This window comes from Streptomyces sp. NPDC104202 (genome assembly GCF_055584185.1).
This window is the reverse complement of record NZ_JBVJMN010000009.1, coordinates 15,865-40,664: the sequence shown is the minus strand read 5'-3', so window position 1 is coordinate 40,664 and position 24,800 is coordinate 15,865. Positions and strand designations below refer to the sequence as shown.

Genomic DNA, 24,800 nt, shown 5'->3' with positions numbered 1-24,800 from the left:
CCGGACCGGAATTGACGGACCCGCGTGATCCCGCACGATCCCGAGGGATCCGCGGGCCCACGGGGGGCCACCGCGCGCGTGGGGAGGCGTCGTGGACGACTACGCGGGAAGGGTGCTCGCGGACCGCTACCGCCTGCCCCTGCCGCCGGCGGACGCGGACACGTACGCGCTCACCGAGACGCGCGCGTTCGACACGTACAGCGGCCAGGAGGTCATGGTCCGCCAGGTCCCGCTGCCCGAGTTCGTCGACGCCGAGGTGCTCGACGGCGACGGCGGACCCGCGGACCCCTACGGCGGTGCGGGCCGGGCCACCCGGCGGCCCGCCGAACCCGTCGTGCGCCGCGCGATCGAGGCGGCCCAGGCCGCCGCGCAGATCCCCGACCACCCCCTCCTCGACCAGGTCTTCGACGTCTTCGCCGAGGCCGGATCGCTGTGGATAGTGAGCGAGGTCGTGGCGGCCAGGCCGCTCGCCGCGCTCCTCGCCGAGCGCCCCCTCAACCCCTACCGCGCCGCCGAGATCGGCGCCGACGTCCTCACCGCCCTCCGTGCCCTCCACGCCCACGGCTGGGTCCACCGCAACATCACCGCCCACACCGTCCTGGTCTGCGACGACGGCCGCGTCGTCCTCACCGGCCTCGCGGCGGGCGCCGCGGAGGAGGCCCTCTGCGGATACGCCCCGGTGCCGTCCGAGACGGAGCCCTCCGCGCCCGACCCCTTCGCGCCGGGCGCGTCCGACGTCGGCGCGCCGGAGCCCGGACCGTCCGATCCCGAACCGTCCGGACCGTACGAGCTCGGACCGTCCGCGTCCGGGCCGTCCGAGCCCGGATCGCCGCCGACCGGTCCGTTCGCGATCGAGCCGTTCGCACCCGATCCGTATGCTCCCGAGCCCTACGCGGCCGACCCGTACGCGGGCGCGCCGGACCCTGACGACCAGGGCACCGCGTACGACCGGAGCACCGCGTACGACCAGGGCGCGTACGGCCGGAGCGCCTACGACCCGGGCACGTACGCGCCGGACCCGTACGGACCGGACACCGGGCCCCACGACGACCTCCGCCCGTACGCCGCCGAGCCCGGCGCCCACGAGCCCTACGCCCTGGAGCCCTCCGCGTCCGGGCCGCCCGCCGGTGACCCGTACGCGCCCGTGTGGCACGCGCCGACGGAGGAGTACGGGGTCGAGGTCCACGGGACCGAGGTCCACGAGGCCGAGGTGGACAAGGACGTCACGTACGAGGACGTCGAGTACGGCGACGAGGGGGACGAGGGCCCCGGTCCGGCCGGCGCCGGGGCGGACGGCGCGCCGGGGGACGCTCCCGCCGCCGGAGCCTCGTGGGACGACGACGCGCCGGACGACGACGACACGGACGCCTACGACGACGTCCCGTACGGCGCGGCTCCCTACGGGGCCGACCCCTACGGCCGCGCGACCCCCGTGCCGCCCGCCGGGACGCAGCCGGCCGCCGCGCCGCCGACCGCCGACGTGCGGGCCGCGCGCGCGGGCGCCATCGCCGCGTACCGCGCGGGCGCGCGCGCCGCGGCGCGGCTGGGCGAGACGGGCGCGCTCCCGGCCCAGCGCCCCGCGCCGCCGGAGCGGGAGCCGGAGCCCGAGCCGCGGCCCGGGCCGGACCCGGCCGAGCCGCCGCCGCAGGCGTCCGCCGCTCCGCCCGGGCCGCAGTGGTGGTCGCAGGTGGACGACGAGGACGACGAGGACGACGACGAGGACGACGGAGACGAGCCGTACGGCGGCGGCCCGCGGCAGGGCCCCCCGCCGCGCGTGATGCTGGCGGGCAGCTGGAGCGACGGCCCGCACGCGTCGCGGGACGGCTCGGGGCCGGTCCCGGCCGGCGGCGGCTCCGTGCTGCCCGGTTCGGGGCGCCCGGCGCTGCCCGCCGGATACACGGCCGCGACCCCCGGGGCGCGGCTGCCGGCCCCCGCCTCGCCGCGGGACGACGGCGGGGAGCGGGCCCCGGCGCACCGCGGGCCGACGACCCGGCTCGACGCCGAGCGGGCCCGGCAGACCCGGATCGCGGTGGTCGGCGCGGTCACCGAGCGCTGGGCGCCCGAGCAGGCCGGCCCGGTGCACGAGAACTGGCGCCTCGCGCCGCCGATCGGCCCCGCCACCGACCTTTGGGCGCTCGGCGCCCTCCTCTACCGGGCCGTCCAGGGCCACGCCCCCTACCCGGAGGACAGCGCGGCCGAACTCGTCCAGCTGGTCTGTGCCGAGCCGCCGGCGTTCGCCGAGGAGTGCGGGCCGCTGCGCCCGGTCGTGGAGTCCCTGCTCCGTCAGGACCCCGGGGAGCGGCCGGACTTCGAGGAGCTGCGCGGCTGGCTGCGGTCCCTCGTGCGGTCGGCGCCCGAGCCGGACGCGGGCGTCGGCGTCGTCCCGCTGCCGTCCTTCGACGAGAAGCGGCTGCCGATCGTGCGGCGGCGCGGCGAGCTGGTGCGCCGGTGGCGCGGGGGAGCGGGCGCGGGCCGGCACCGCCACAAGCGAGGCAGGGAGCCGCGCGCCGCGGCCGCCCGCGAGGAGGTCCGCGAGCACGACCGGGCGTACGGGCACGGCGTGCCGCCCGGCCACGGCCGCGGACCGGTGGACCCGCCCGGTGCTCCGCGGGAGGACCACACCGAGTACACCGAGTACGCCGAGTACGAGGAGTACCGCGAGGAGATCCCGCAGCGGGCCCCCCGCGCCCCGCGTCCGTCGTCCGCCCGCGGCTCCGGTTCCCCGCGGTCCCTCGGCCGGACGCTGCTGGTCCTGGTCTTCGTGCTGCTCGGCGGCGCGGTCGCGTACGCGGTGTTCTTCCTGCCCGGCAAGGGGGAGGCGCCCACCGGGGCGACCGGTTCCCCGACCGGCCCGGCGCCCACGGCGCGCCCCGGCGGCACCTCGGCCGGGCCGTCCGCCGAGCCGTCGGGCGGACCGGGCACGGCGTCCGCGAAGCCGCCGACCACTCCGCCCGCCGCGGACCCGTCCGCCCCGGCCCCGGCCGCCGGTTACACGGTGCGCCAGGACCCGGAGGGCTTCCGGATCGGGGTGCCGAACGGGTGGCGGCGCAGTCCGATCAACGACGCGGGCCAAGTGCGCTACAGCAACGGCGAGTTCACGATGATCGTCGTCCCCGGCCGGGACAGCGTGCGGGACAACGGCGGCGACCCGCTGGAGTACCAGAGCAGCCGGGAGCGCGAGCTGGAGCCGTGGCGGGCGTCGAGCTGGTCGGGGGCGGAGCGCACGCGCCGCGTCGACATCGGCAGGACCGCGACGGCCACCGGCAGTTACTGGTGGCTGGACGGCAGCGGGCGGGAGGTCTTCGTCCGCAACCTCGCCCTGATCGACGGCGGCCGGTACCACGTGGTGCAGGTCATCGGCCCGTACACCGAACGCGACAAGGTCAGCGCGATCCACGAGGAGGCCACCCGGGCCTTCACGCCGTGACGGTGAAGCGGAAGCGTTCCCACCGCCCCCTGGTCACAGTGCTGTTCCTATGACCGCCCCGAGGTTCCGCCCCCCGTCCCCCCCTCCGTAACCTGTTCTCCGAAGGAATGCGGGGGCACGTGGAACATTCTCAGAGCACAGGTGCGGGACTGCTGCTCGCCGGGCGTTACCGGCTGGGCGAGTCCATCGGACGCGGCGGCATGGGCAAGGTCTGGCGCGCGCACGACGAGGTCCTGCACCGTGTCGTGGCGGTCAAGGAGTTGACGGCGGGCCGGTTCGTGGCCGAGGCCGACCGGCTCGTCCTGCACGCCCGTACGCAGAAGGAGGCGCGGGCGGCCGCCCGGATCACCCATCCGGGTGTGGTCACCGTCCACGACGTCCTGGAGCACGACAGCCGGCCGTGGATCGTCATGCAGTACGTCGACGGGCCCTCGCTGGCGGACGCCGCCAAGGAGACCGGCACGATCGAGCCGCGCGAGGCGGCCAGGATCGGGCTGCACGTCGTCGGCGCCCTGCGCGCCGCGCACGCGGCCGGGGTGCTGCACCGGGACGTCAAGCCGGGCAACGTCCTGCTCGCGCGCGACGGACGCGTGCTGATCACGGACTTCGGGATCGCGGCCATCGAGGGCGACTCGACCATCACCCGCACCGGGGAGATCGTCGGCTCGATCGACTACCTGGCGCCCGAGCGGGTGCGCGGCGGTGACCCGGGGCCCGCCTCCGACCTCTGGTCGCTCGGCGCGACGCTGTACACGGCGGTGGAGGGCGTCTCGCCGTTCCGCCGCAGCTCCCCGATCAGCACCATGCAGGCCGTGGTGACGGAGGAGCCGCCGCACCCGGAGAAGGCGGGCCCCCTGGCGCCCGTCATCGTCGCGCTGCTGCGCAAGGACCCGGACCAGCGGCCGCGTGCGGACGAGGCCGAACGGATGCTGCTCGACGCGATGGAGGGGCGCAGGCCGGAGGCGGCGCAGGCGTACGTGCCGACCCAGCGCGTCGCCTGGGAGGAGCTGGAGACACCGGAGGGCGGGAGCTCCCCGGCGGCCGGTGCCGCGGCGGACGACGCCCGGTCGGGCGACACGGCCCGTCAGCCCGGTGTCGAGGGCGCGGAGCCCGCTCCCCGCGGCTCCACCAGCGCCTGGCCCCACCCGGCCGACGCCTCCCCCTCGTCCGGGCGGCCCCCCGTTCCCCACCCGTCGCAGCCGCCCACCCTGGTGCCGTCGTCCCCGCCGTCGGGGTCCGGCCGGGGCCGCTGGCGCACCGCCGTGCTGGCGGCGCTGCTCGCCGGTGTCGTCGCGGGCGGGGCGGTCTTCGCCGCCATGAACTACGCCGGGGGCGACCGCGCCGGCGGCGGCGGCGGACGGACCACGGCCACCGGCCCGGCCTCCGCCCCGGCCTCCAAGGAGGCCGTGAAGGACGTCCCGGAGGGCTGGCACCGGGTCGACGACCCCAAGGGCTTCAGCATCCTCGTGCCGGACGGGTGGAAGCGGCAGACCGAGGGCGACCAGGTCGACTACACCCCGGACAACGGCCGTCACCGCATCCGGATCAGCATCGACAGGTCCCCCGACTTCGAGAACCCGTACATGCACGCGATCGACCTGGAGCGGGTCCTCCAGCGGCGGATGAACTACCAGCGGGTCAAGCTCCTCCAGAACACCTACCGCGACCAGGTCCGCTCCTGCCTCTGGGAGTTCACCTGGACGGAGAAGCAGACCTTCCCGGGGCCGCGGCGCGCGATCGACCAGATGTACTACGAGGACGACGGCACGGAGTACGCGATCTACATGTCCGCGCCGGAGTCGAGCTGGGAGACCACGCGGGAGCAGTTCGACATCGTGCTCCAGCACTGGCGCGCGCCGGTCGACTGAGCGGTCCGCACGGACGGCCGCCGGGCGGGCGGAAATCTCCCCGCCCGGCCTCCGTCGGCCGTAAGCCGCTGATCAGGGCTTATGTGCCAGTGATCGCTGGCGCGATGTGTGCGCCCGGTGAAAACGCGTTACCGACGGGTACCCAAAGGGCGGAAGGCGGCCTACGCTCGCCCTCATGACGGACTCGCAGGCCCCCGCCGCCCCCACGGTTTCCGACGCACCCGCAGCGAAGGGCGGAGCGGCCGCCCCCGCCGGTGCGACCAACCCGGTCGCGCCCGCGCCCGCCGGCGCGCGGACCGCCGCCGACGTCGTGACGCCCGAGGTGGTCGCCCGCCTCACCCGCGGCGTCGCCGGCTCCGGCCGCACCGCCAACCACACCCCCTTCACCGGGGAGAAGCTGGCGGACCTGCCCGAGTCCACCCCCGAGGACGTCGCCGGGGCCTTCGCGCGCGCCCGCGCCGCCCAGCCCGCCTGGGCCGCCGTCCCGGTCAAGGCCCGCGCCGCCGTCCTCCTCCGCTTCCACGACCTCGTCCTCCAGCGCCAGGCCGAGGTCCTCGACCTCATCCAGCTGGAGACCGGCAAGGCCCGGCTGCACGCCCACGAGGAGGTCCAGGCGGTCGCCGTCGCGGCCCGCCACTACGGCCGCCGGGCCGCCGCCTACCTGCGCGCCAAGCGCCACACCGGCGTCGTCCCGACCCTGACCAAGGTCACCGAGCTGCGCCAGCCCCGCGGGGTCGTCGGCCAGATCGCCCCCTGGAACTACCCGCTGGAGCTCTCCGTCGGCGACGCCCTGCCCGCGTTCGTCTCGGGCAACGCGGTCGTCATGAAGCCCGACACCGAGACCGCGCTCACCGCGCTGTGGGCCCGCGACCTGCTCATCGAGGCCGGACTGCCCGCCGAGGTCTTCCAGGTCGTCCTCGGCGAGGGCCCGGTCGTCGGACCCGAGGTCGTCAAGCACGCCGACTACGTCTCCTTCACCGGCTCGACCCGCACCGGCCGCGAGGTCGCCCAGGGCGCCGCGGCCCGGCTCGTCGGCGTCTCCCTCGAACTCGGCGGCAAGAACGCGATGCTCGTCCTCGCGGACGCCGACATCGAGAAGGCCGCCGCCGGCGCCGTCCGCGCCTGCTTCTCCTCGGCCGGCCAGCTCTGCATCTCCATCGAGCGGCTGTACGTGCACGCGTCCGTCGCCGACGCCTTCCTGGAGCGCTTCGCCGCCCGCACCCGGGCCATGCGCCTCGGCAGCTCCCTCGCGTACGGCGCCGACATGGGCTCCCTCGTCGGCGAGCGGCAGCTGGAGACCGTCAGCCGGCACGTCGAGGAGGCCGTCGCCAAGGGCGCCCGGCTCGTCGCCGGCGGCGTCGCCCGCCCCGACATCGGCCCGCTCTTCTACGAGCCGACCATCCTCGACGGCGTCGAGGCCCCGATGGCCGTCTGCGCCGAGGAGACCTTCGGCCCGGTCGTCTCCGTCTACCGCTTCACCGACGAGGACGAGGTCGTCGACCTCGCCAACGCCACCCCGTACGGGCTGAACTCCTCCGTCTGGACGAAGGACTCCCGCCGCGGCCACGCCGTCGCGGCCCGGCTGCGCACCGGCACCGTCAACATCAACGAGGGATACGCCCCCGCCTACGGCAGCGTGCAGTCCCCGATGGGCGGCATGAAGGACTCCGGACTCGGCCGCCGCCACGGCTCCGAGGGCATCCTCAAGTACACCGAGGCGCAGACCGTCGCCCAGCAGCGGCTGATGCCCCTCGCGCCCTCCTTCGGCATGGACGACGAGAAGTACGCCGCCTTCATGAGCGTCTCCCTGAAGGCGATGAAGGCCCTGCGCCTGCGCTGACCCCCGCCGGGGCGGTCTCCGCGGCCGCCCCGGACTCCCCGCCCGATTCCGCCCTTTCCGTACGAGGAGAGCCATGACCGCGGTACCCCCTACCCAAAATCAGGAGCAGGCCGAGGACGCCGCGTACGACTACGACGTCCTCGTCGTCGGCTCCGGCTTCGGCGGGTCCGTCACCGCCCTCCGCCTCACGGAGAAGGGCTACCGGGTCGGCGTCCTGGAGGCAGGCCGCCGCTTCACCCGCGCGACCCTGCCGAAGAACTCCTGGGACCTGAAGAACTTCCTGTGGGCCCCCGCCCTCGGTCTTTACGGCCTCCAGCGCATCCACCTGCTCGGCAACGTCATGGTGCTCGCCGGCGCCGGCGTCGGCGGCGGCTCCCTCAACTACGCCAACACCCTCTACGTGCCGCCCCGGCCGTTCTTCGACGACCCGCAGTGGAAGGACATCACCGACTGGCAGGAGGAGCTGAGCCCGTACTACGACCAGGCCCGGCGGATGCTCGGCGTCCGGCTCAACCCGACGATGACGCCCTCCGACGAGCACCTGAAGTCGGCCGCGCAGGCGATGGGCATCGGCGACACCTTCCACATGGCCCCGGTCGGCGTCTTCTTCGGGGACGGCGACGACGCCGACGGCACGGCGAGGGCGAAGCCCGGCGGCGAGGTCGCCGACCCGTACTTCGGGGGCGCCGGGCCGGCCAGGCGCGCCTGCACCGAGTGCGGCGAGTGCATGACCGGCTGCCGCCACGGCGCCAAGAACACCCTCAACGAGAACTACCTCCACCTCGCGGAGAAGGCCGGCGCCACCGTCCACCCCATGACCACCGTCGTCACCCTCACCGAGGACTCGCGCGGCGGCTTCGCCGTGAAGACCCTCCCCACCGACCGGCGCAGGAAGGGCGAGGGCCGCACCTTCACCGCCCGGCGCGTGGTCGTCGCGGCCGGCACCTACGGCACCCAGACCCTGCTGCACCGGATGAAGGACACCGGCCTGCTGCCCCGGATCTCCCAGCGGCTCGGCGAGCTCACCCGCACCAACTCCGAGGGCCTGGTCGGCGCCCAGACCACCGACCGCCGGTACCGGAGGAAGCACGGCAAGGACAAGGTCGACTTCACCCGCGGCGTCGCCATCACCTCCTCGATCCACCCGGACGAGAACACCCACATCGAGCCGGTGCGGTACGGCAAGGGCTCCAACTCCATGGGCGGCCTGACCGTCCTCCAGGTGCCCTACGGCGCCCACCGGGTGCGCAACTGGTTCCTCAGCCTGCTCCGGCACCCCACGCTCGCCGCCCGCTCGCTCTCCAACCGCCACTGGTCGGAGCGGACCATCATCGGCCTCGTCATGCAGTCGCTCGACAACTCGCTGACGACCTACCGCAAGCCCGGCGGCCTCGGCAAGGGCCTGCTCACCGCCCGCCAGGGGCACGGCGCGCCCAACCCGGTCCAGATCCCGGAGGCCACCCGCGCCGCCACGCTGCTCGCCGAGGAGATCAACGGCTTCGCCGGCTCCAACGTCGGCGAGCTCATGGGCACCCCGCTCACCGCCCACTTCCTCGGCGGCTGCCCGATCGGCGCCGACGCCGAGTCCGGCGTCATCGACCCCTACCACCGGCTGTTCGGCCACCCGGGGATCTCCGTCGTCGACGGAGCGGCGGTCTCCGCCAACCTCGGCGTCAACCCGTCCCTGACGATCACCGCCCAGGCCGAGCGCGCCATGTCCTTCTGGCCGAACAAGGGCGAGGAGGACCTCCGCCCCCGGCAGGGCGAGGCGTACGAGCGGCTCGCGGCGGTCGAACCGAAGTCGCCCGTCGTCCCCGCCGGGGCCTTCGGCGCGCTGCGGCTGCCGTTCCTCGGGATGCCGGCCGTCCCGCCGAAGAAGCCCTGACCCCTCCGGCCCCGGGGACCCCGGTCATGGAAAGGGCGCTGCACCCCCCTCCGAGTGCAGCGCCCTTCCAGTTCTTGGTGGTGCTGCATAGATGACCCGCGACCGGGGGGATTGGTTGTAGCGGTTGCACGGGATCTCCGTGTGACGCGCGTCACGTGCGGGATCCGGGAGACGGCGAGGGCCCCGTGGCGCGATTCCGGTCGCGGCACGGGGCCCTCGGGGGTCGGCACCGGTGTCAGGGCAGCGGCGGCGCCGAGCGGGGCGGCGCCGGGGGGTTGCGCCGCGGGAAGGGGATCGGGGGAGACGGGGACGGGAGGGTCGGGAGATCGGCCGATTGCGGTCGGCCCCGGGCGTCCCCGGGACCGGCCGCTTTTTCTGGGTGACCGGGCTGCTGTCCCCTGCTGTCCGGTCACGTGCGCTGGTGCGAGGTCCCACGGCGTACCTGAGGTACGCCACACGCCCCAGCGAAGCCACGCGTGGTTTCTTCGGGCCCGCCCCTGGCTGGCACGGACACCCGGACCAACGAAGCCGGGTCGCGGCCGGTCACGCGCCGTACGGGTGAGAGCGGGCCCGAACTCAGATGCGGGCGATGGCCCGGCAGGGGCGGGCCATCGCCCCCTCGGCGCCCCCGGCACACGTCCCCCGGCCCGCGGGGCCCCGGCCACCGGGTCCGGACGGGTCAGATGCGGCCGCGGCACAGCTCCAGCATCGTCATCGCCAGCGCGGTGCCCGGCTTGCCCAGGGCGTCCCTGTAGTGGCCGAGCACCTCCATCTCGCGGGCGAGGTTCACACGGCGCCCGCCGGAGGAGATGCGGGCCTCCTGGATGATGGCCGAGACGGCCATCCGTTCCTGGATGAGACCGATGATCCGGTCGTCGAGCGCGTCGATCCGCTCGCGGGCGTCGCCGATCAGCGTCGCCGCCTCGTCGGTGCGGGCGCCGGTCTTCTCGGTCTGCGTCGTCGCGGTCATGTCGGGGCTCCTCGTGAGGTGGGGTGCCCCGGAGCGACACGGCCCGGAGAAAGCAGAACGCCCCGGGCCTTGTCGGCCCGGGGCGCCTGGGAAGTCGCTTGTCAGTTGCTCAAGCAGCACGACCATGGCAGCCGGTGGGCCGGTTGCCATAGGTAAAGACGTAGGTCGTGAGCTTGCGCATGGCGACAGTATGGACCCCGCCGGCGGGCCGGGGCCAACCCGGGTTCGGATGGTGAGACGAAAAGCGCGAGCGGCGCGCCGGTAGAATCGACAAATAGCACCCCCCTTCGGGGGACCCTCTCCTACCGCCGGAAGGCCGCCGTAGTGTCCTCAGCGACCCCCGCTGCCGCGCCCGACGTCTCCAACCCGGACGTAGTCCTCGTTGTCGACTTCGGCGCCCAGTACGCCCAGCTCATCGCCCGCCGCGTCCGTGAGGCCCGGGTCTACAGCGAGATCGTCCCGTCCACCATGCCGGTGGCCGAGATGCTGGCCAAGAACCCGAAGGCGATCATCCTCTCCGGCGGCCCGTCCTCCGTGTACGCCGAGGGCGCGCCCCGCCTCGACCGCGCGATCTTCGAGGCGGGCGTCCCCGTCTTCGGCATGTGCTACGGCTTCCAGCTGATGGCGACGACCCTCGGCGGCACCGTCGACAACACGGGCGCCCGCGAGTACGGCCGGACCGGTCTGCACGTCTCCAAGGCCGGCTCCACCCTCTTCGAGGGCACCCCGGTCGAGCAGTCGGTGTGGATGTCGCACGGCGACGCCTGCTCCGCCGCTCCCGAGGGCTTCGCCGTCACCGCCTCCACGGACGTCGTGCCGGTCGCCGCCTTCGAGAACGACGAGAAGAAGCTCTACGGCGTCCAGTACCACCCCGAGGTGCTGCACTCCACGCACGGCCAGCAGATCCTGGAGCACTTCCTCTACCGCGGCGCCGGCATCGAGCCGAGCTGGACCACGGGCAACGTGATCGAGGAGCAGGTCGCGGCCATCCGCGCCCAGGTCGGCGACAAGCGCGCGATCTGCGGTCTCTCCGGCGGCGTCGACTCCGCCGTGGCCGCCGCGCTCGTGCAGAAGGCCATCGGCTCGCAGCTCACCTGCGTGTACGTCGACCACGGTCTGATGCGCAAGGGCGAGACCGAGCAGGTCGAGAAGGACTTCGTCGCCTCGACCGGCGTCAACCTCAAGGTCGTCGACGCGCAGGAGCGGTTCCTCACCGCCCTCGCCGGCGTCTCCGACCCGGAGACCAAGCGCAAGATCATCGGCCGCGAGTTCATCCGCGTCTTCGAGCAGGCCCAGCTGGAGATCCTCCAGGAGGACGGCCCCGAGGTCGCCTTCCTGGTCCAGGGCACGCTCTACCCGGACATCGTCGAGTCCGGCGGCGGCACCGGCACCGCCAACATCAAGTCCCACCACAACGTGGGCGGCCTCCCCGAGGACCTGGAGTTCGAGCTCGTCGAGCCGCTGCGCCAGCTCTTCAAGGACGAGGTCCGCATGGTCGGCCAGGAGCTCGGCCTGCCGGACGAGATCGTCCAGCGCCAGCCGTTCCCCGGCCCCGGCCTCGGCATCCGCATCGTCGGCGAGGTCACCAAGGACCGTCTCGACCTGCTGCGCGAGGCCGACGCCATCGCCCGCGAGGAGCTGACGGCCGCCGGTCTCGACCGCGAGATCTGGCAGTGCCCGGTCGTCCTGCTCGCCGACGTCCGCTCGGTCGGCGTCCAGGGCGACGGCCGCACCTACGGCCACCCGATCGTGCTGCGTCCCGTCTCCTCCGAGGACGCGATGACGGCCGACTGGTCGCGCCTGCCGTACGACGTGCTGGCCAAGATCTCGACCCGCATCACCAACGAGGTCGCCGACGTCAACCGCGTCGTCCTCGACGTCACGAGCAAGCCCCCGGGCACCATCGAGTGGGAGTAGTCGCACCCGCTCCCTGAGCCCACCGGAGCCGTCGCCCCCGCGTCCGTCGCGCGGGGCGGCGGCTTCGTCGCGTCCGGCCTCTGGTGAGTTGCCCGGCCGGGCGTTACCTTCCGGCGCATGAGCGTGATACCGGACCCCGTCCCCGTCGAACGGCTCCACTTCGCCATGCCGCCCGTCCACGCGTCGGCCGAGGAGGAACGCACCCACCGCAGACAGCGGCTCGCGGGCGCGCTCCGGCTCTTCGGGCGGCTCGGGTACGAGGAGGGCGTCTCCGGCCACATCACCGCCCGCGACCCCGAACACCCGGACTGCTTCTGGGTGAACCCGTTCGGGGCGCCGTTCGACGAACTCACCGCGAGCGACCTCATCCTGGTCAACGGCGACGGACAGGTCGTCCACGGCGCCCACCACGTGAACCAGGCCGCCTTCACCGTCCACGCCCAGGTCCACCGGGCCAGGCCCGACGTCGTCGCCGTCGCGCACACCCACTCCTCGCACGGGCGGACCCTCGCCGCCCTCGGTGAACTCCTGGACCCGATCACGCAGGAGGCGTGTGCCTTCTACCAGGACCACGCGCTCTACGACGCCTACACGGGCGTCACCGTCGACGCGGAGGAGGGCCGCCGGGTCGCCGTCGCCCTCGGCACGTTCAAGGCCATCGTGCTCCGCAACCACGGGGTGCTCACCGTCGGCGGCTCCGTCGACGCGGCGGCCTGGTGGTTCATCGCCCTGGAGCGCTGCGCCCGGATCCAGCTCGCCGCGCGCGCGGCCGGCAAGCCTGTCCTGATCGACCACCGGGACGCGGTCGCCACCCGGGAGCAGCTCGGCAGCGACCTCGTCGCCTGGATCAACTACCAGCCCCTCTGGCGCAGGATCAGCCGAGCGGAGCCCGAACTCCTGTCGTAGCATCATCGCCTCACCTTTCCGTACGTCAATGCGACGGCGTGGAAATCACTCTCCGGCGGGGCGCACGCGGCAGGCGCGAAAGCCGCCGGTGCGGCACAATTCCCAGCATTCAAAGGTGGTTTGGGCCTGCGGGACGCACCGGCACCTGTCGTGAAGCGAGCTCGGGAAGTGAGCACCGTGGCGGTTCAAGAGGCGAGACGGTACGGCGACCACGCGACGGCCTGCGCCGGCTGCGCCCACTGCGGACAGGCCGGCCACCGGCGTGCCGTCGCCGCCTTCCTCGCCCGGCGCGACGAACTCGCCGCCGGCCACGGCGTCCCCGCCGCCGTGGCCCACTCGCCGGTCGCCGCCCGTCAGTGGGTCTCCGACGAACTCGCCCAGTCCGCCCGTGCCGTCGCCGTCCGGGGCCGGGAGGCCGGGCTCGCCTGGCTCGACCGGGTGCGCCGCGGCTGCCTCGGCGCGGTCTGGGGCGCCGTCCTCGCCCTCCTCCTCGGCCAGGCCCTCACCGCCGTCCGCGCCGGCTGGACCGGCGCCCGTACGGCCGGTCTCTGCACCGCCCTGGTCCTCGCCCTGCTGCTCAGTGCCGCCGCCCACGCCCACCGGGCGCGCGGCGGTCTGCTCGCGCCCCTGATCGGCGAGGACAACCGGCTCTCCACCACCCGCGCCGTCGCCGCCGCCTGGTTCCTGTTCCTCGGCTTCACCCTCCTCTTCCTGGCCCTCCGCCCGACGGGCGGAGCCGCCTTCGGCCTGGCCCGGGGCGCGGGCCTCCTCACCGTCCTCGCCCTGGTCTCGGCCGTCACCGTCACCGCCCGTCTCGCAGTCGCCGTGGGCATCGCCTCCCAGCGGCTCCAGAAGGTCCGCGCCGAACGCCCCCGCGCCGCCGACCTCGTCTGCGACGACGACGGCCGCGCCGGCCTCGCCGACGTCCAGTACCTCCTCGTCTCCGCCGCCGTCCTGGTCCTCGCCGCCGTCGGCCTCGCCCGCGACCCCGCCCGGCTCCCCGAGGTCCCCTGGTCCCTCGTGCTGCTCCTCGGCGTCTCGGCGGCCTGGCACCTCGCCGCGAAGTGCACCGAGGGCGTCCGCCCCACGATCCACTCGGTGGTCCGGTCCCGGGAGGCCGGCGACCTCGACGCGCCGATCCGCACGGGCGACGACATCGAGATCCGAGGCCGCGGCTTCGTCCCGCCCGGCGCCGGAGCCCCCGAGCCGCTGACCCGTCTGGTCGTCCGCATCGGCCCCGTCCACGCGCACGTGCCGCTCGTCCCCGTCCCGGGCGGCTTCGCCAACCCCACCGACGCCACCCTGACCGTCCCGCTCCCGGTGGACGTGGAGCCGGGCCTCGTGGAGGTCTCGGTCGTCACGGCCGCGGGCGTCGAGACCAACCGGGTCACGATCGACGTGGTCGACTGACCGTCCGGCCCCCCATCCCTCGTCACCCGGGCCCGCTCCGGGGAGAATCGTTTCGCGAACAGTCGTACGGGGCGTGGAGAGGTGGCCGGCGATGGCGGGACGGACGGACCGGGCGGACGACACGGGTGACGCGGACGACACGGGCGGCCGCGCCGGGTGGCGCACCCGCCTCGACGCCTGGAAGGCGGTCGCCTCGCGCTACGCCCTGCTTCCCCTGCGGATCTTCCTCGGGGTCACCTTCGTCTACGCGGGCCTCGACAAGCTCACCGACCCGGACTTCTTCGCGGACACCGGCACCGGCTCCATCGGCGAGATGATGCGCGGCGTCCGCGACTCCTCCGCGATCCCCGCCATGGTCGACCTGGCCCTCAAGAGCCCGGCCGGCTTCGGCTACGCCATCGCCCTCGGCGAGCTCGCCGTCGGCATCGGGACCCTGCTGGGCCTCTTCGGCCGGCTGGCGGCGCTCGGCGGCGCCCTGATCTCGCTGAGCCTCTGGCTGACCGTCAGCTGGCAGGTGGACCCGTACTACCTCGGCAACGACCTCGCCTATCTGATGTCCTGGCTCCCGCTGCTGCTCGCCGGGGCCTCGGTGCTCTCCGTCGACGCCTTCCTCGCGGAGCGGCGCCGACGCACGCGGTAGGCGATCCAGGTCGCGAGGCCGGCCGCGCCCAGTCCGCCGCAGAGCACCGGGACGCCCGCGTACCACGGCGTCGTCCAGGCGCCCGCGGCGTCGCCCGCGTAGAGCGCGGCGAAGGCGAGGGCGGTGAGGCCGGCGAGGAGCCGGCCCGGGCGGAACTCATGAAGCAGCACGGATGACCTCCACCTGTCCGACGGCGACCTCCAGCGAGAGGTCCAGGGTGCCCGCCGGGACGGTCCCGGCCGGCGGTGCGAGCGTCCGGGTCACGTCACGGTCCGGCGCGACGTCGATGTCGTTGGGAGGCTCGCCCGGCAGCTGCAGGTCTCCGACGCCGACCTGGGCGCGCAGCGTCACGACCGCGTCCTTCGGGACGATCACCTTGAGCTGCCCCGCGCCCACCTCGGCCGACGTCGAGACGCTCGTGCCCGCCGGGAGGGGGAGCCCCGACAGGTCGAGCAGGCCGACGCCCGTGCCCAGCTCGTACCGCGGCTGCACGGCGGCGACGGACGCCGGCGCCCACGTCTCGCGGACCCAGTCCGTGGTGATCTGCTGCGGCAGCGCGGTCGCCCCGGCGAGCAGCGCGGCCGTGACCACCGTGCGGAAGACCGTGCCGAACCCGACGCGGCCGAGGAAGCTGCTGACGACCAGGCCGAGGCCGAACACCGCGAGGGCGGCGGCCAGACCGGTCTGCAGGCTCGTGCCCAGCGGCCGGGTCTCCCACGTCAGCGCCGTGCCGAGCACCGCCGCGACCGCGGCGAGCAGATGGATCGGACCGGCGATCGAGCGCGGGCTGCGGCGGACCGAGGGCCGGGGCCGTCCGGGGGCGGCGGGAGGCGGGCCCCACTGACTGCCGGGCTTCGGCACCTCGCCGCCCACCCGGCCGTCCTCGTCCAGGACGCCGTGCGGCCCCCAGAGGTAGCCCACGGCCACCTTGCCCGTCGAACCGTCCTTGACGATCGGGTCCTTCCACCAGGAGGGGAACTCGACCAGCGGAGGGGCCTTCGTCTCGGGCGCCGCCAGGGCGGCGGCCGCCGCCTCCACCCGGCTCTCCGGCTCCACCACGCCGCTCTGCCGGCGCCGCGACCAGACCGCCGCCGCGGCCACCACCGACGCCACCAGGAGGCCCGAGCCCAGCATCGTCCCGCTGTGCAGCATCGACAGGAAGATCCCGCACCCCACCAGCGCCATCAGCAGCGCGGCCAGCGAGGCGCCGGAGACCCGGCCGGTCAGCAGCTTCCGGCCCTCGCTCTCCTCCTCGCCCACGAGCGGGAGCAGCAGCCAGGCGAAGCCGTAGAAGATCAGGCCGATGCCCCCCGGCACCGCCAGCACCCCCACCGCGACCCGGAAGAACACGGGGTCGAGGTCGAAGTACCGGCCGAGACCGCCGCAGACCCCGCCCACGACCTTGCTGCGCCGCGAGCGCATCAGGGGCGGGGAGGGAACGGCCTCCGCCGGCGGCGGGGCCTCGTGCTGCGAAGGCGTCGAACTCGTCATGCGTCCATGGTGACGGCCCGTGACGCCCGGCGGCACCGGGGGCGACCCTGGCCCGACCCTGATATTCGGCGGCCCGTCGCCCCCGAGCCGGTACCAGGGGCGATCTCAGGGCCGACCCTGATGTCCCGGGCGGGCCGCACGTGTGACGATCGGTGCATGTCCGCAGCCGCTCGTGTCACCGACACCGACGAACCGCCCGTGCGCAGGCTCTACCGGAGCGCCGACGGGCGGTGGCTCGGCGGCGTCGCGCGCGGCCTCGCCGGGCACCTGGGACTGCCGGTCGTCTGGGTGCGGACCGTCTTCGTCGTCCTCTTCTTCATGGACGGCCTGGGCCTCGTGCTCTACGCGGCCTTCTGGATCGTCGTCCCGCTCGGCGTCGGCGGACGCAAGGCCCCGCGCCCCGTCTTCGAGACCTCCGCGGACGGCCGCCGCCGACTCCGCAAACCCGACCGGGGCCAGATCCTCGCCCTCCTGGCCCTCGCGGTCGGCGGCGCGGTCCTCATCGGGAACATCAGCCTGGACCGGGAGTCGGGACGGTACATCTGGCCCGGCATCCTCATCTGCGTCGGCGTCGCCCTGGTCTGGCGGCAGGCGGACAACGCCCGCCGCGCCAGCTGGACCGACGCCGGACGCCGCCGCCGCGCCCTCCAGCTCGTCCGCGGCCTCGTGGGCGTCGCCCTGGTCGGCACGGGACTCGCGGTCTTCGTCGTCGTCCGCGGCTCCGTCGCCCAGCTGGGGACCGCCCTCACCGCCGCCGTCGCGGTCCTCACCGGCATAGCCCTGCTCGCCGGCCCCTGGCTGGTGCGGATGTCGCAGGACCTGACCGAGGAGCGCACCCTGCGCATCCGCGCCCAGGAGCGCGCCGAGGTCGCGGCCCACGTCCACGACTCCGTGCTGCACACCCTCACCCTGATCCAGCGCAACGCGGAGGACGCCGGCGAGGTCCGCCGGCTCGCCCGCGCCCAGGAGCGCGAGCTGCGGAACTGGCTCTACAAGCCGGAGGGCACCGGCAAGGACGAGGAGCCGGAGACGGTCGCGGAGGCGGTGAAGAAGGCCGCCGCCGAGGTGGAGGACAAGCACGGGGTGCCGCTGGAGGTCGTCGTCGTCGGCGACTGCCCGCTCGACGAAGGACTGGCGGCGCAGATGCAGGCCGCACGCGAGGCGATGGTCAACGCCGCCAAGTACGGTGGCGAGGGAGGGGCCGTTCAGGTGTACGCGGAGGTCGAGGGCCGCACGGTCTTCGTCTCCGTCCGGGACCGGGGACCGGGTTTCGACCTGGACGCGGTGCCCGAGGACCGGATGGGCGTACGAGAATCGATCATCGGCCGGATGCAGCGCAACGGCGGCTCGGCCCGGCTGCGGTCCGTGCCGGGCGGGGGCACCGAAGTGGAGCTTGAGATGGAGAGGGCGGACGGATGAGCGACGAGACCGGCGCGAGCGGAACCGAGGCGGGGGCGGCGGGCGCGGAGCGCCGGGTGCGGGTGGTGCTCGTCGACGACCACCGGATGTTCCGCACCGGCGTGCAGGCGGAGATCGGCCGGACCGAGACCACGGGCGTCGAGGTGGTCGGTGAGGCCGCCGACGTCGACCAGGCGGTCACCGTCATCACGGCGACCCGCCCCGAGGTCGTCCTCCTCGACGTGCACCTGCCCGGCGGCGGCGGGGTCGAGGTGCTGCGCCGCTGCGCGAGCCTGATGAGCGCGGCCGAGGACCCGGTGCGCTTCCTGGCCCTGTCCGTCTCGGACGCGGCCGAGGACGTCATCGGGGTGATCCGGGGCGGGGCGCGCGGCTACGTCACCAAGACGATCACCGGCACGGACCTGGTGGACTCGGTCTTCCGCGTCCAGGAGGGCGACGCCGTCTTCTCGCCGCGCCTCGCCGGGTTCGTCCTGGACGCCTTCGCCTCGACGGACGCGCCGCCGGTGGACGAGGACATGGACCGGCTCACCCAGCGGGAGCGGGAGGTGCTGAGGCTGATCGCCCGCGGTTACGCGTACAAGGAGATCGCCAAGCAGCTCTACATCTCGGTGAAGACGGTCGAGTCGCACGTCTCCGCGGTCCTGCGCAAGCTCCAGCTCTCCAACCGCCACGAGCTGACCCGCTGGGCGACGGCCCGCCGCCTGGTCTGAGCGCGTCACCCATCGGTCTGATCCGGCTCATCCCACCCGGGTCGCCCCGGCGAAGGGCATCTCGTCGATCGGGGCGATCCGGATCGGGGCGCCGGGCCGCGGGGCGTGGATCATCTGGCCGCCGCCGATGTAGAGCCCGACGTGGCTGATGCCGGAGTAGAAGAAGACCAGGTCGCCGGGGGCGAGCTGGGAGCGGGAGACGCGCCGGCCGGCGTTGATCTGGGTGTAGGTCGTGCGCGGCAGGGAGACGCCGGCCGCGCGCCAGGACGCCTGGGTGAGGCCGGAGCAGTCGTAGGCGGAGGGCCCCGTCGCCCCCCACACGTACGGCTTGCCGAGCTGGGCGCGGGCGAAGGAGACGGCCGCGGCCGCCCGGGAGTCCGGCGCGGTCACCGGGCCGCGCTCGCCGCCCGAGGAGCGGTCGGCCCGGACGGCGGGGGCGCCCGCCGCGCCCGTGGCGGCGGTGCCCGCCGCGGCCCCTGAGCGGTTGCGGACCGCGGCGGCGGCCTCGTACCGGGCCCGTTCCTCCGCGGTGAGCCGGGACAGGAGCGTCCGGGCCGCCGAGAGCTTGCCGATCACGGCGGCCTTCTGCCGCCGCAGCTCCGCCTCGTGCCCGCGCAGTGCGGTCAGGCGCCCCGCCGACTCCTCGCGCAGCTGCCGGAGGGCGGCGAGCTCGCGTCGTACGGCGCCGATGGCGACGGCCTGCCGGTTCCCGGCCTTCTCCGCGAGCGCGGCCCGCTCCAGGTACTGGTCGGGGTCGGAGGTGAGGGCGAGCCGGACCGCCGGGTCGAGCCCGCCGGAGCGGTACTGGGCGGCGGCCATGGAACCCAGCGCGGTCCGCGCGGTGTTCAGGCGGTCGGTCCTGCGGGCCGCCTCGTCGCGCAGCCGGTCGAAGGCGGCACGGGCCTCGTCGGACTTCTCCTTGGCCCCGTTGTACCGCTCGGTCGCGACCTCGGCCTCCTGGTACAGCCGGTCGACCTTCGCCTTGACCTCGGCGGTGGAGGGCCGCGGGGCCGCGTGGCCGGACCCCTCGAAGAGCGTCGCGGTCGCCGCGGAGGCGAGGGCGAGCGTGGCGGCGGTGCGGACCGCCTGGCCACCGAGGGGGGACGGTCGGGACTTCCGGTGCGCTGCCACGGGGGCGGGTCACATCCTCTCCCTGCGGGGGACGGGGCCCGCCGGGCCGGCGGCGGCCGCCACAGGGGAGACGGACCGCCGCCGGGTTTTCTCGGCGGGGATGACCGGCGACCGCCGGATCGCCGACGGTGGTGGGGAGCCGGCCACCTGGTGGAGGACGCTAAACCTGGGGTCACGCCCCTGCGGAGAGTTGACCGCTATTGACGTCAGTTGACGGGTCAGGGACCGGTGTCGTCCGTTCCCGGGGCGGGCCGGGGGAGATCGGGGTGGAGGACCGACCGAAGCGGGGGAAGGGGTGGACCCGGCCGGAGGGCGGTGCTAGGGCCCCGGTTAGGCTCCGCCCCATGGACGTCCTCATCAATGTCTTCGTCGCCCTGCACGTCATCGGCATCGCCTCGCTGCTCGGCGGGTTCCTCACGCAGATGAAGGCGATGGGCACCGGAACGGCCCGCTTCACCCCCGCGATGCTGCACGGCGCGCTGACCATGCTGGTCACCGGAGTCGCGCTCGTCGGCCTCAACCAGGCCGACGACCAGACCGTGAACAACCTCAAGATCGGCATCAAGCTGGCGATCCTCGTGATCGTCCTCGGCCTCGTCTACGTCAAGCGGGACGAGGAGAAGGTCGACAAGGGCCTCTTCGCCGCCGTCGGCGGCCTGACCACGGCGAACATCTTCATCGCGACCCTCTGGGTCTGATCCGCGACGGCCGCGCGTCGGCCCGTCCCGGCCACCGGGCGGGCCCGCCGCGGCGGGCGGGTGTGAGCCCTTCCACACGGACCGTCCCGAAGGCGGACCCGGATGTCGGCGCGGCGTCCTAGACTCGTGAGGCGATGAGCAGCCTCTTTGACGACAGCTTCCTGGCCGGCCTCCAGAACCACTCCTCGGAGGAGCCCCCGCCCCATGCCGAGGACGACGAGCACGGCTCCCCGGCCGGGGAGGACGTCCCGCACGACCTCTTCGGGGAGCACTTCGACGCGCCCCCGCCCCGCGACGCGCACTACCGCGACGGCGCCCCGCGGCCCGTCGTCGACCCCGCCGCGCTCCTGGAGGGGCTGAACGAGCAGCAGCGCGCCGCCGTCGTCCACACCGACACCCCGCTGCTCATCGTCGCCGGCGCCGGTTCCGGCAAGACCCGGGTGCTCACCCACCGCATCGCCCACCTCCTGGGCACGCGGCACGTGCACCCCGGCCAGATACTGGCGATCACCTTCACGAACAAGGCCGCGGGCGAGATGAAGGAGCGCGTCGAGCAGCTCGTCGGGCCGCGCGCCAACGCCATGTGGGTCATGACCTTCCACAGCGCGTGCGTCCGCATCCTGCGCCGCGAGTCGAAGAGGCTGGGCTTCACCTCCTCCTTCTCGATCTACGACGCCGCCGACTCGAAGCGGCTGATGTCCCTGGTCTGCCGCGACCTGGACCTCGACCCGAAGAAGTTCCCGCCGAAGTCCTTCAGCGCCAAGATCTCGAACCTCAAGAACGAGCTCATCGACGAGGAGTCCTTCGCCGACCAGGCCGTCGACGGCTTCGAGAAGACGCTCGCCGAGGCGTACCGGATGTACCAGGCGCGGCTGCGCGAGGCCAACGCCCTGGACTTCGACGACATCATCATGACGACGGTCCACCTGCTCCAGGCGTTCCCCGACGTCGCCGAGCACTACCGCCGCCGCTTCCGCCACGTGCTGGTCGACGAGTACCAGGACACCAACCACGCCCAGTACACCCTCGTGCGCGAGCTCGTCGGCACGGGGTACGAGGACCTCGGCCCCGCCGAGCTGTGCGTCGTCGGCGACGCCGACCAGTCGATCTACGCCTTCCGCGGCGCCACCATCCGCAACATCCTCCAGTTCGAGGAGGACTACCCGGACGCGACGACGATCCTGCTGGAGCAGAACTACCGCTCCACCCAGACGATCCTCTCCGCGGCCAACGCCGTCATCGAGCGCAACGAGTCCCGCCGCCCCAAGAACCTCTGGACGAACGCGGGCGCCGGCGCGCAGATCACCGGCTACGTCGCGGACACCGAGCACGACGAGGCGCAGTTCGTCGCCGACGAGATCGACCGGCTCACCGACGCGGGCGAGGCCAAGGCCGGGGACGTCGCCGTCTTCTACCGGACCAACGCCCAGTCCCGCGTCTTCGAGGAGATCTTCATCCGCGTCGGACTGCCCTACAAGGTCGTCGGCGGGGTGCGCTTCTACGAGCGCAAGGAGGTCAGGGACGTCCTCGCGTACCTGCGCGTCCTCGCCAACCCCGAGGACAACGTGCCGCTGCGCCGCATCCTCAACGTGCCCAAGCGGGGCATCGGCGAGCGCGCCGAGGCGATGATCGACGCCCTCTCGCTGCGCGAGAAGATCACCTTCCCGCAGGCCCTCAAGCGGGTCGACGAGGCGTACGGCATGGCCGCCCGCTCGGCGAACGCCGTCAAGCGCTTCAACGCGCTGATGGACGAGCTGCGCACGGTCGTCGAGTCCGGCGCCGGACCCGCCGTCGTCCTGGAGGCCGTCCTGGAGCGGACCGGCTACCTGGCCGAACTCCAGGCGTCGACCGACCCGCAGGACGAGACCCGGATCGAGAACCTCCAGGAACTCGCCGCCGTGGCGCTGGAGTTCGAGCAGGAGCGCGGCGAGGAGCCCGCGACGCTCGCCGAGTTCCTGGAGAAGGTGGCCCTGGTCGCCGACTCGGACCAGATCCCGGACGAGGACGAGGAGGGCCGGGGCGTCATCACCCTGATGACGCTGCACACCGCCAAGGGCCTCGAGTTCCCGGTCGTGTTCCTCACCGGCATGGAGGACGGCGTCTTCCCGCACATGCGCGCCCTCGGCCAGGCGAAGGAGCTGGAGGAGGAGCGCCGCCTCGCGTACGTGGGCATCACGCGCGCCCGGGAGCGGCTCTACCTGACGCGCTCCTCGATGCGCAGCGCCTGGGGCCAGCCGTCGTACAACCCGGCCTCGCGCTTCCTGGAGGAGATCCCGGCCGCGTACCTGGAGTGGAAGCGGACCGGTCCGATGGTGAAGCCCGCCGGGCCCACCTCGGGGATCACCTCCTCGCTCTCCTCCTCCCGGTCCCGCTCCGGTCCCTCCGGGTTCGCCACCCGGCGCGCCGGGGAGAAGCCGGTGATCTCCCTCCAGATCGGCGATCGCGTCACGCACGACCAGTTCGGGCTCGGCACGGTCATGACGGTGACCGGGGCGGGCGCGGACGCGCAGGCGACGATCGACTTCGGCGACGAGAAGCCGAAGCGGCTGCTGCTGCGGTACGCGCCGGTCGAGAAGCTGTAGGACGCCGCCCGTGAGGAAAGGGCCCCGGCGGGTGCCGGGGCCCTTTCTCGTGGAGCGGGTGGGAGGAGACGCTCAGCTGGTCGGGTCGAGGCCGTGGCTGCGCAGCCAGGCCAGCGGGTCGATCGCGGACGTGCCGTTCGGCCGGACCTCGAAGTGCAGGTGCGGGCCGGTGGAGTTGCCGGAGTCGCCCGAGTACGCGATGACGTCGCCGGCCTTGACGTGGCCGGAGCGGATCTTGGCGCTGCTGAGGTGGCAGTACCAGGTCTCCGTGCCGTCGGGGGCGGTCACGATCACCATGTTGCCGTAGGCGCTGTTGAGCTGGGTGCGGACGGTGCCGTCCGTCGCGGCCATCACGGGCGTGCCGGTCAGGACGGGGAAGTCGATGCCGGTGTGCACGGACATCCAGTTGACGCCGGACTGGCCGAAGCGCGCGCTGAGCCGGTGCAGCTTCACCGGCAGCATGTACTTGGGGCGCAGCGCCTCCTTGCGCGCGGCCTCCTCGTCACGCTTCTTCTTCTCGGCCTCCTGGCGGATGCGGAGGTCGATGCGCTCCTGGGTGCGGCTCGCGCGGTCGCCGAAGTCGCGGGCGTCCTCGCTGAGCGCGGCGAGCTGGGTGTCGAGCGCGTTGTTGGCGGCGACCTGCTTCACGGAGGCCGGGTCCGCGGCGGCGAGGGCGGTGGTGTTGTCCTTCTGGCCGCCGTCGGCGGAGCCGGTGAGTCCGCCGACGGAGGCGGCGGCGATGCCGGCGACGCCCATGACACAGGCGGAGGGGACCGCGACGGTCAGCAGCGCGGACCGCTTGGCGGGGGTGCGGCGTCGGCCCCGGTTGCCGCCGGAGGTGCGGCGCACGGGCCGGCCGGCGGGCGGGGCGTCGGTGCGGAGTTCGGCGGCGGGCCCGGTGTCGGCCGGGTACTCGGCGTCGTGGAGGTCCCGGAGTTCCGCGTCGAGGTCCGTGCCGCTCTCGACGTCGAGGTCGGAGTCGTGGTCGTAGTCGTATGCGGGCGTGTCGTCGGTGGCGGCGGGGCCGTCCTCCGCCTCGCCCTCGGCGACGTACTCGAAGGAGAACGCGGCGGTGTGCTCGGCGCCGTGCTCCGGCTGCGGGGCGTCGTGCGGGGTGTACTGCTGCGGGACGTGCGGCTCGGCCTCCGGGGCCGCCTGGTTCCACGCGGTCGCGTCGTAGGTCCCGGTGCCGTTGTCGGCGGCGAAGGCGGGGGCGGCCCACTGTCCGGTGGCGTCGTAGGACTCGTAGCCGTACGCGCCCTGGGCGGCGTAGGCGCCGGCGTGGACGGTCTCGTACTGGCCGGTCCCCTGGGCCTCGGTCCAGGCGGAGGCGTCCCACTGTCCGGTGGTGTCGTACTGTCCGGTGGTGTCGTACTGGCCGGGCGTGTCGTACGACGTGCCGGTGGCGTACTGCCCCGACGTGTCGTAGCCGCCCGTCGCGTACGCGCCGGTGGCGTCGTAGGAGGCGGCCGCGTTCCACTGGCCCGTGGTGTCCCACTGCCCGGTGGTGTCGTACTGGCCGGGCGTGTCGTACGGCGTGCCGGTGGCGTACTGCCCCGTCGTGTCGTACGTGCCGCCGGTGTCGTACTGCCCCGTGGTGTCGTACTGGCCCGTCATGTCGTACGAGCCGGTGCCGCCGCCGTACTGGCCGAGATCCCACTGGCCGCTGTGGTCCGCCTGGCCGCCGGCGTAGGAGCCGTAGAGCGGGTCGGCGGGGAAGCTGCCGGTGGAGTGGGCGCCGTCTCCGGCGTACCCGGCGTGGGGGTGCTGGTCGTTCACCAACGTCTCTCTCGCCTCGGCAGCAGGACCAGTCCGGGGCGGGCCCGACGAGGGGTGTCCCGGGGGAAGCAGTGGCGCGACTGTACCCGGCGGTACGCGCGGCGGACAATCTTCCGAGGGGTTCACG

General features: G+C 74.0%; 17 protein-coding genes. 12 read left to right on the top strand and 5 right to left on the bottom strand.

What is annotated here, in order from left to right; genetic code table 11:
- Positions 1-91 precede the first annotated feature (91 nt).
- The 4 genes from ACZ60W_RS08640 (at position 92) to ACZ60W_RS08625 (ending at position 9,020) form a co-directional block, all read left to right on the top strand.
- On the top strand, positions 92-3,427 hold the full coding sequence (locus tag ACZ60W_RS08640) for a protein kinase (RefSeq protein WP_469754644.1): 3,336 nt from the start codon (positions 92-94) through the stop codon (positions 3,425-3,427).
- A 119-nt stretch (positions 3,428-3,546) separates the two neighbouring features.
- Positions 3,547-5,295 carry a serine/threonine-protein kinase gene (locus ACZ60W_RS08635; protein ID WP_469754643.1) on the top strand — a complete coding sequence of 583 codons (1,749 nt, stop codon included), beginning with the start codon at positions 3,547-3,549 and terminating at the stop codon, positions 5,293-5,295.
- 175 nt (positions 5,296-5,470) lie between these two features.
- Positions 5,471-7,135: a succinic semialdehyde dehydrogenase gene (locus ACZ60W_RS08630; RefSeq protein ID WP_469754642.1), complete on the top strand. Its 1,665-nt coding sequence runs from the start codon at positions 5,471-5,473 to the stop codon at positions 7,133-7,135.
- A 73-nt stretch (positions 7,136-7,208) separates the two neighbouring features.
- Complete coding sequence (locus ACZ60W_RS08625) at positions 7,209-9,020, top strand: GMC oxidoreductase (protein WP_469754641.1); 1,812 nt, start codon at positions 7,209-7,211, stop codon at positions 9,018-9,020.
- Between the two features lie 679 nt (positions 9,021-9,699).
- On the opposite strand, the gene ACZ60W_RS08620 is transcribed toward ACZ60W_RS08625, so the two are convergent.
- Entirely contained in the window at positions 9,700-9,990 is a 291-nt protein-coding gene (locus tag ACZ60W_RS08620; RefSeq protein ID WP_469754640.1) for a chorismate mutase, read from the bottom strand.
- Positions 9,991-10,314: 324 nt separating this feature from the next.
- Between ACZ60W_RS08620 and guaA the strand changes: the two genes are divergently transcribed.
- The 4 genes from guaA to ACZ60W_RS08600 all read left to right on the top strand — a co-directional run bounded on the left by guaA (position 10,315) and on the right by ACZ60W_RS08600 (position 14,863).
- The gene (guaA, locus tag ACZ60W_RS08615; RefSeq protein WP_469754639.1) at positions 10,315-11,907 is read left to right on the top strand and encodes a glutamine-hydrolyzing GMP synthase; all 1,593 of its coding nucleotides are present in this window, start codon (positions 10,315-10,317) and stop codon (positions 11,905-11,907) included.
- A gap of 117 nt (positions 11,908-12,024) precedes the next feature.
- Positions 12,025-12,813: a class II aldolase/adducin family protein gene (locus ACZ60W_RS08610; RefSeq protein ID WP_469754638.1), complete on the top strand. Its 789-nt coding sequence runs from the start codon at positions 12,025-12,027 to the stop codon at positions 12,811-12,813.
- A gap of 177 nt (positions 12,814-12,990) precedes the next feature.
- Positions 12,991-14,223, top strand: a complete 1,233-nt coding sequence (locus ACZ60W_RS08605; protein ID WP_469754637.1) for a hypothetical protein — start codon at positions 12,991-12,993, stop codon at positions 14,221-14,223.
- 91 nt (positions 14,224-14,314) lie between these two features.
- Positions 14,315-14,863: a DoxX family protein gene (locus ACZ60W_RS08600; protein WP_469754636.1), complete on the top strand. Its 549-nt coding sequence runs from the start codon at positions 14,315-14,317 to the stop codon at positions 14,861-14,863.
- On the opposite strand, the gene ACZ60W_RS08595 is transcribed toward ACZ60W_RS08600, so the two are convergent.
- Together ACZ60W_RS08595 and ACZ60W_RS08590 are read right to left on the bottom strand one after the other, a co-directional pair.
- Entirely contained in the window at positions 14,770-15,033 is a 264-nt protein-coding gene (locus ACZ60W_RS08595; protein WP_469754635.1) for a hypothetical protein, read from the bottom strand. The two genes, ACZ60W_RS08600 and ACZ60W_RS08595, sit on opposite strands and share 94 nt — an antisense overlap.
- A complete protein-coding gene (locus ACZ60W_RS08590) occupies positions 15,020-16,354 on the bottom strand; it encodes a PspC domain-containing protein (protein ID WP_469754634.1) in 1,335 nt (444 codons plus the stop codon). The genes ACZ60W_RS08595 and ACZ60W_RS08590 overlap by 14 nt, the downstream gene beginning before the upstream one ends.
- A gap of 156 nt (positions 16,355-16,510) precedes the next feature.
- Here ACZ60W_RS08590 and ACZ60W_RS08585 point away from each other — a divergent pair, with 156 nt between their 5' ends.
- Entirely contained in the window at positions 16,511-17,773 is a 1,263-nt protein-coding gene (locus ACZ60W_RS08585; protein WP_469754633.1) for a PspC domain-containing protein, read from the top strand.
- The gene (locus tag ACZ60W_RS08580; RefSeq protein WP_469754632.1) at positions 17,770-18,483 is read left to right on the top strand and encodes a LuxR C-terminal-related transcriptional regulator; all 714 of its coding nucleotides are present in this window, start codon (positions 17,770-17,772) and stop codon (positions 18,481-18,483) included. Before ACZ60W_RS08585 ends, ACZ60W_RS08580 begins: the two co-directional genes overlap by 4 nt.
- A 27-nt stretch (positions 18,484-18,510) precedes the next feature.
- On the opposite strand, the gene ACZ60W_RS08575 is transcribed toward ACZ60W_RS08580, so the two are convergent.
- The gene (locus tag ACZ60W_RS08575; RefSeq protein ID WP_469754631.1) at positions 18,511-19,614 is read right to left on the bottom strand and encodes a C40 family peptidase; all 1,104 of its coding nucleotides are present in this window, start codon (positions 19,612-19,614) and stop codon (positions 18,511-18,513) included.
- A gap of 344 nt (positions 19,615-19,958) precedes the next feature.
- On the opposite strand from ACZ60W_RS08575, the gene ACZ60W_RS08570 reads away from it, so the two are divergent.
- Both ACZ60W_RS08570 and pcrA read left to right on the top strand, forming a co-directional pair.
- Positions 19,959-20,312 (top strand): hypothetical protein, encoded by a 354-nt coding sequence (locus ACZ60W_RS08570; RefSeq protein WP_469754630.1) that lies wholly within the window; start codon positions 19,959-19,961, stop codon positions 20,310-20,312.
- Between the two features lie 134 nt (positions 20,313-20,446).
- Positions 20,447-22,894, top strand: a complete 2,448-nt coding sequence (pcrA, locus tag ACZ60W_RS08565) for a DNA helicase PcrA (RefSeq protein WP_469754629.1) — start codon at positions 20,447-20,449, stop codon at positions 22,892-22,894.
- Between the two features lie 72 nt (positions 22,895-22,966).
- Here pcrA and ACZ60W_RS08560 read toward each other — a convergent pair whose 3' ends face one another.
- Positions 22,967-24,676, bottom strand: coding sequence for a M23 family metallopeptidase (locus tag ACZ60W_RS08560; RefSeq protein WP_469754628.1), 1,710 nt, complete (start codon positions 24,674-24,676; stop codon positions 22,967-22,969).
- Positions 24,677-24,800 lie beyond the last annotated feature (124 nt).

Excerpts from the sequence above, each read along its gene's own strand:
- ACZ60W_RS08630 (WP_469754642.1), top strand. The coding sequence starts at position 5,471 with ATGACGGACTCGCAGGCCCCCGCCGCCCCCACGGTTTCCGACGCACCC.
- ACZ60W_RS08625 (WP_469754641.1), top strand. The coding sequence starts at position 7,209 with ATGACCGCGGTACCCCCTACCCAAAATCAGGAGCAGGCCGAGGACGCC.
- ACZ60W_RS08620 (WP_469754640.1), bottom strand. The coding sequence starts at position 9,990 with ATGACCGCGACGACGCAGACCGAGAAGACCGGCGCCCGCACCGACGAG.
- ACZ60W_RS08610 (WP_469754638.1), top strand. The coding sequence starts at position 12,025 with ATGAGCGTGATACCGGACCCCGTCCCCGTCGAACGGCTCCACTTCGCC.
- ACZ60W_RS08600 (WP_469754636.1), top strand. The coding sequence starts at position 14,315 with ATGGCGGGACGGACGGACCGGGCGGACGACACGGGTGACGCGGACGAC.
- ACZ60W_RS08590 (WP_469754634.1), bottom strand. The coding sequence starts at position 16,354 with ATGACGAGTTCGACGCCTTCGCAGCACGAGGCCCCGCCGCCGGCGGAG.
- ACZ60W_RS08585 (WP_469754633.1), top strand. The coding sequence starts at position 16,511 with ATGTCCGCAGCCGCTCGTGTCACCGACACCGACGAACCGCCCGTGCGC.
- ACZ60W_RS08580 (WP_469754632.1), top strand. The coding sequence starts at position 17,770 with ATGAGCGACGAGACCGGCGCGAGCGGAACCGAGGCGGGGGCGGCGGGC.
- ACZ60W_RS08570 (WP_469754630.1), top strand. The coding sequence starts at position 19,959 with ATGGACGTCCTCATCAATGTCTTCGTCGCCCTGCACGTCATCGGCATC.
- pcrA (WP_469754629.1), top strand. The coding sequence starts at position 20,447 with ATGAGCAGCCTCTTTGACGACAGCTTCCTGGCCGGCCTCCAGAACCAC.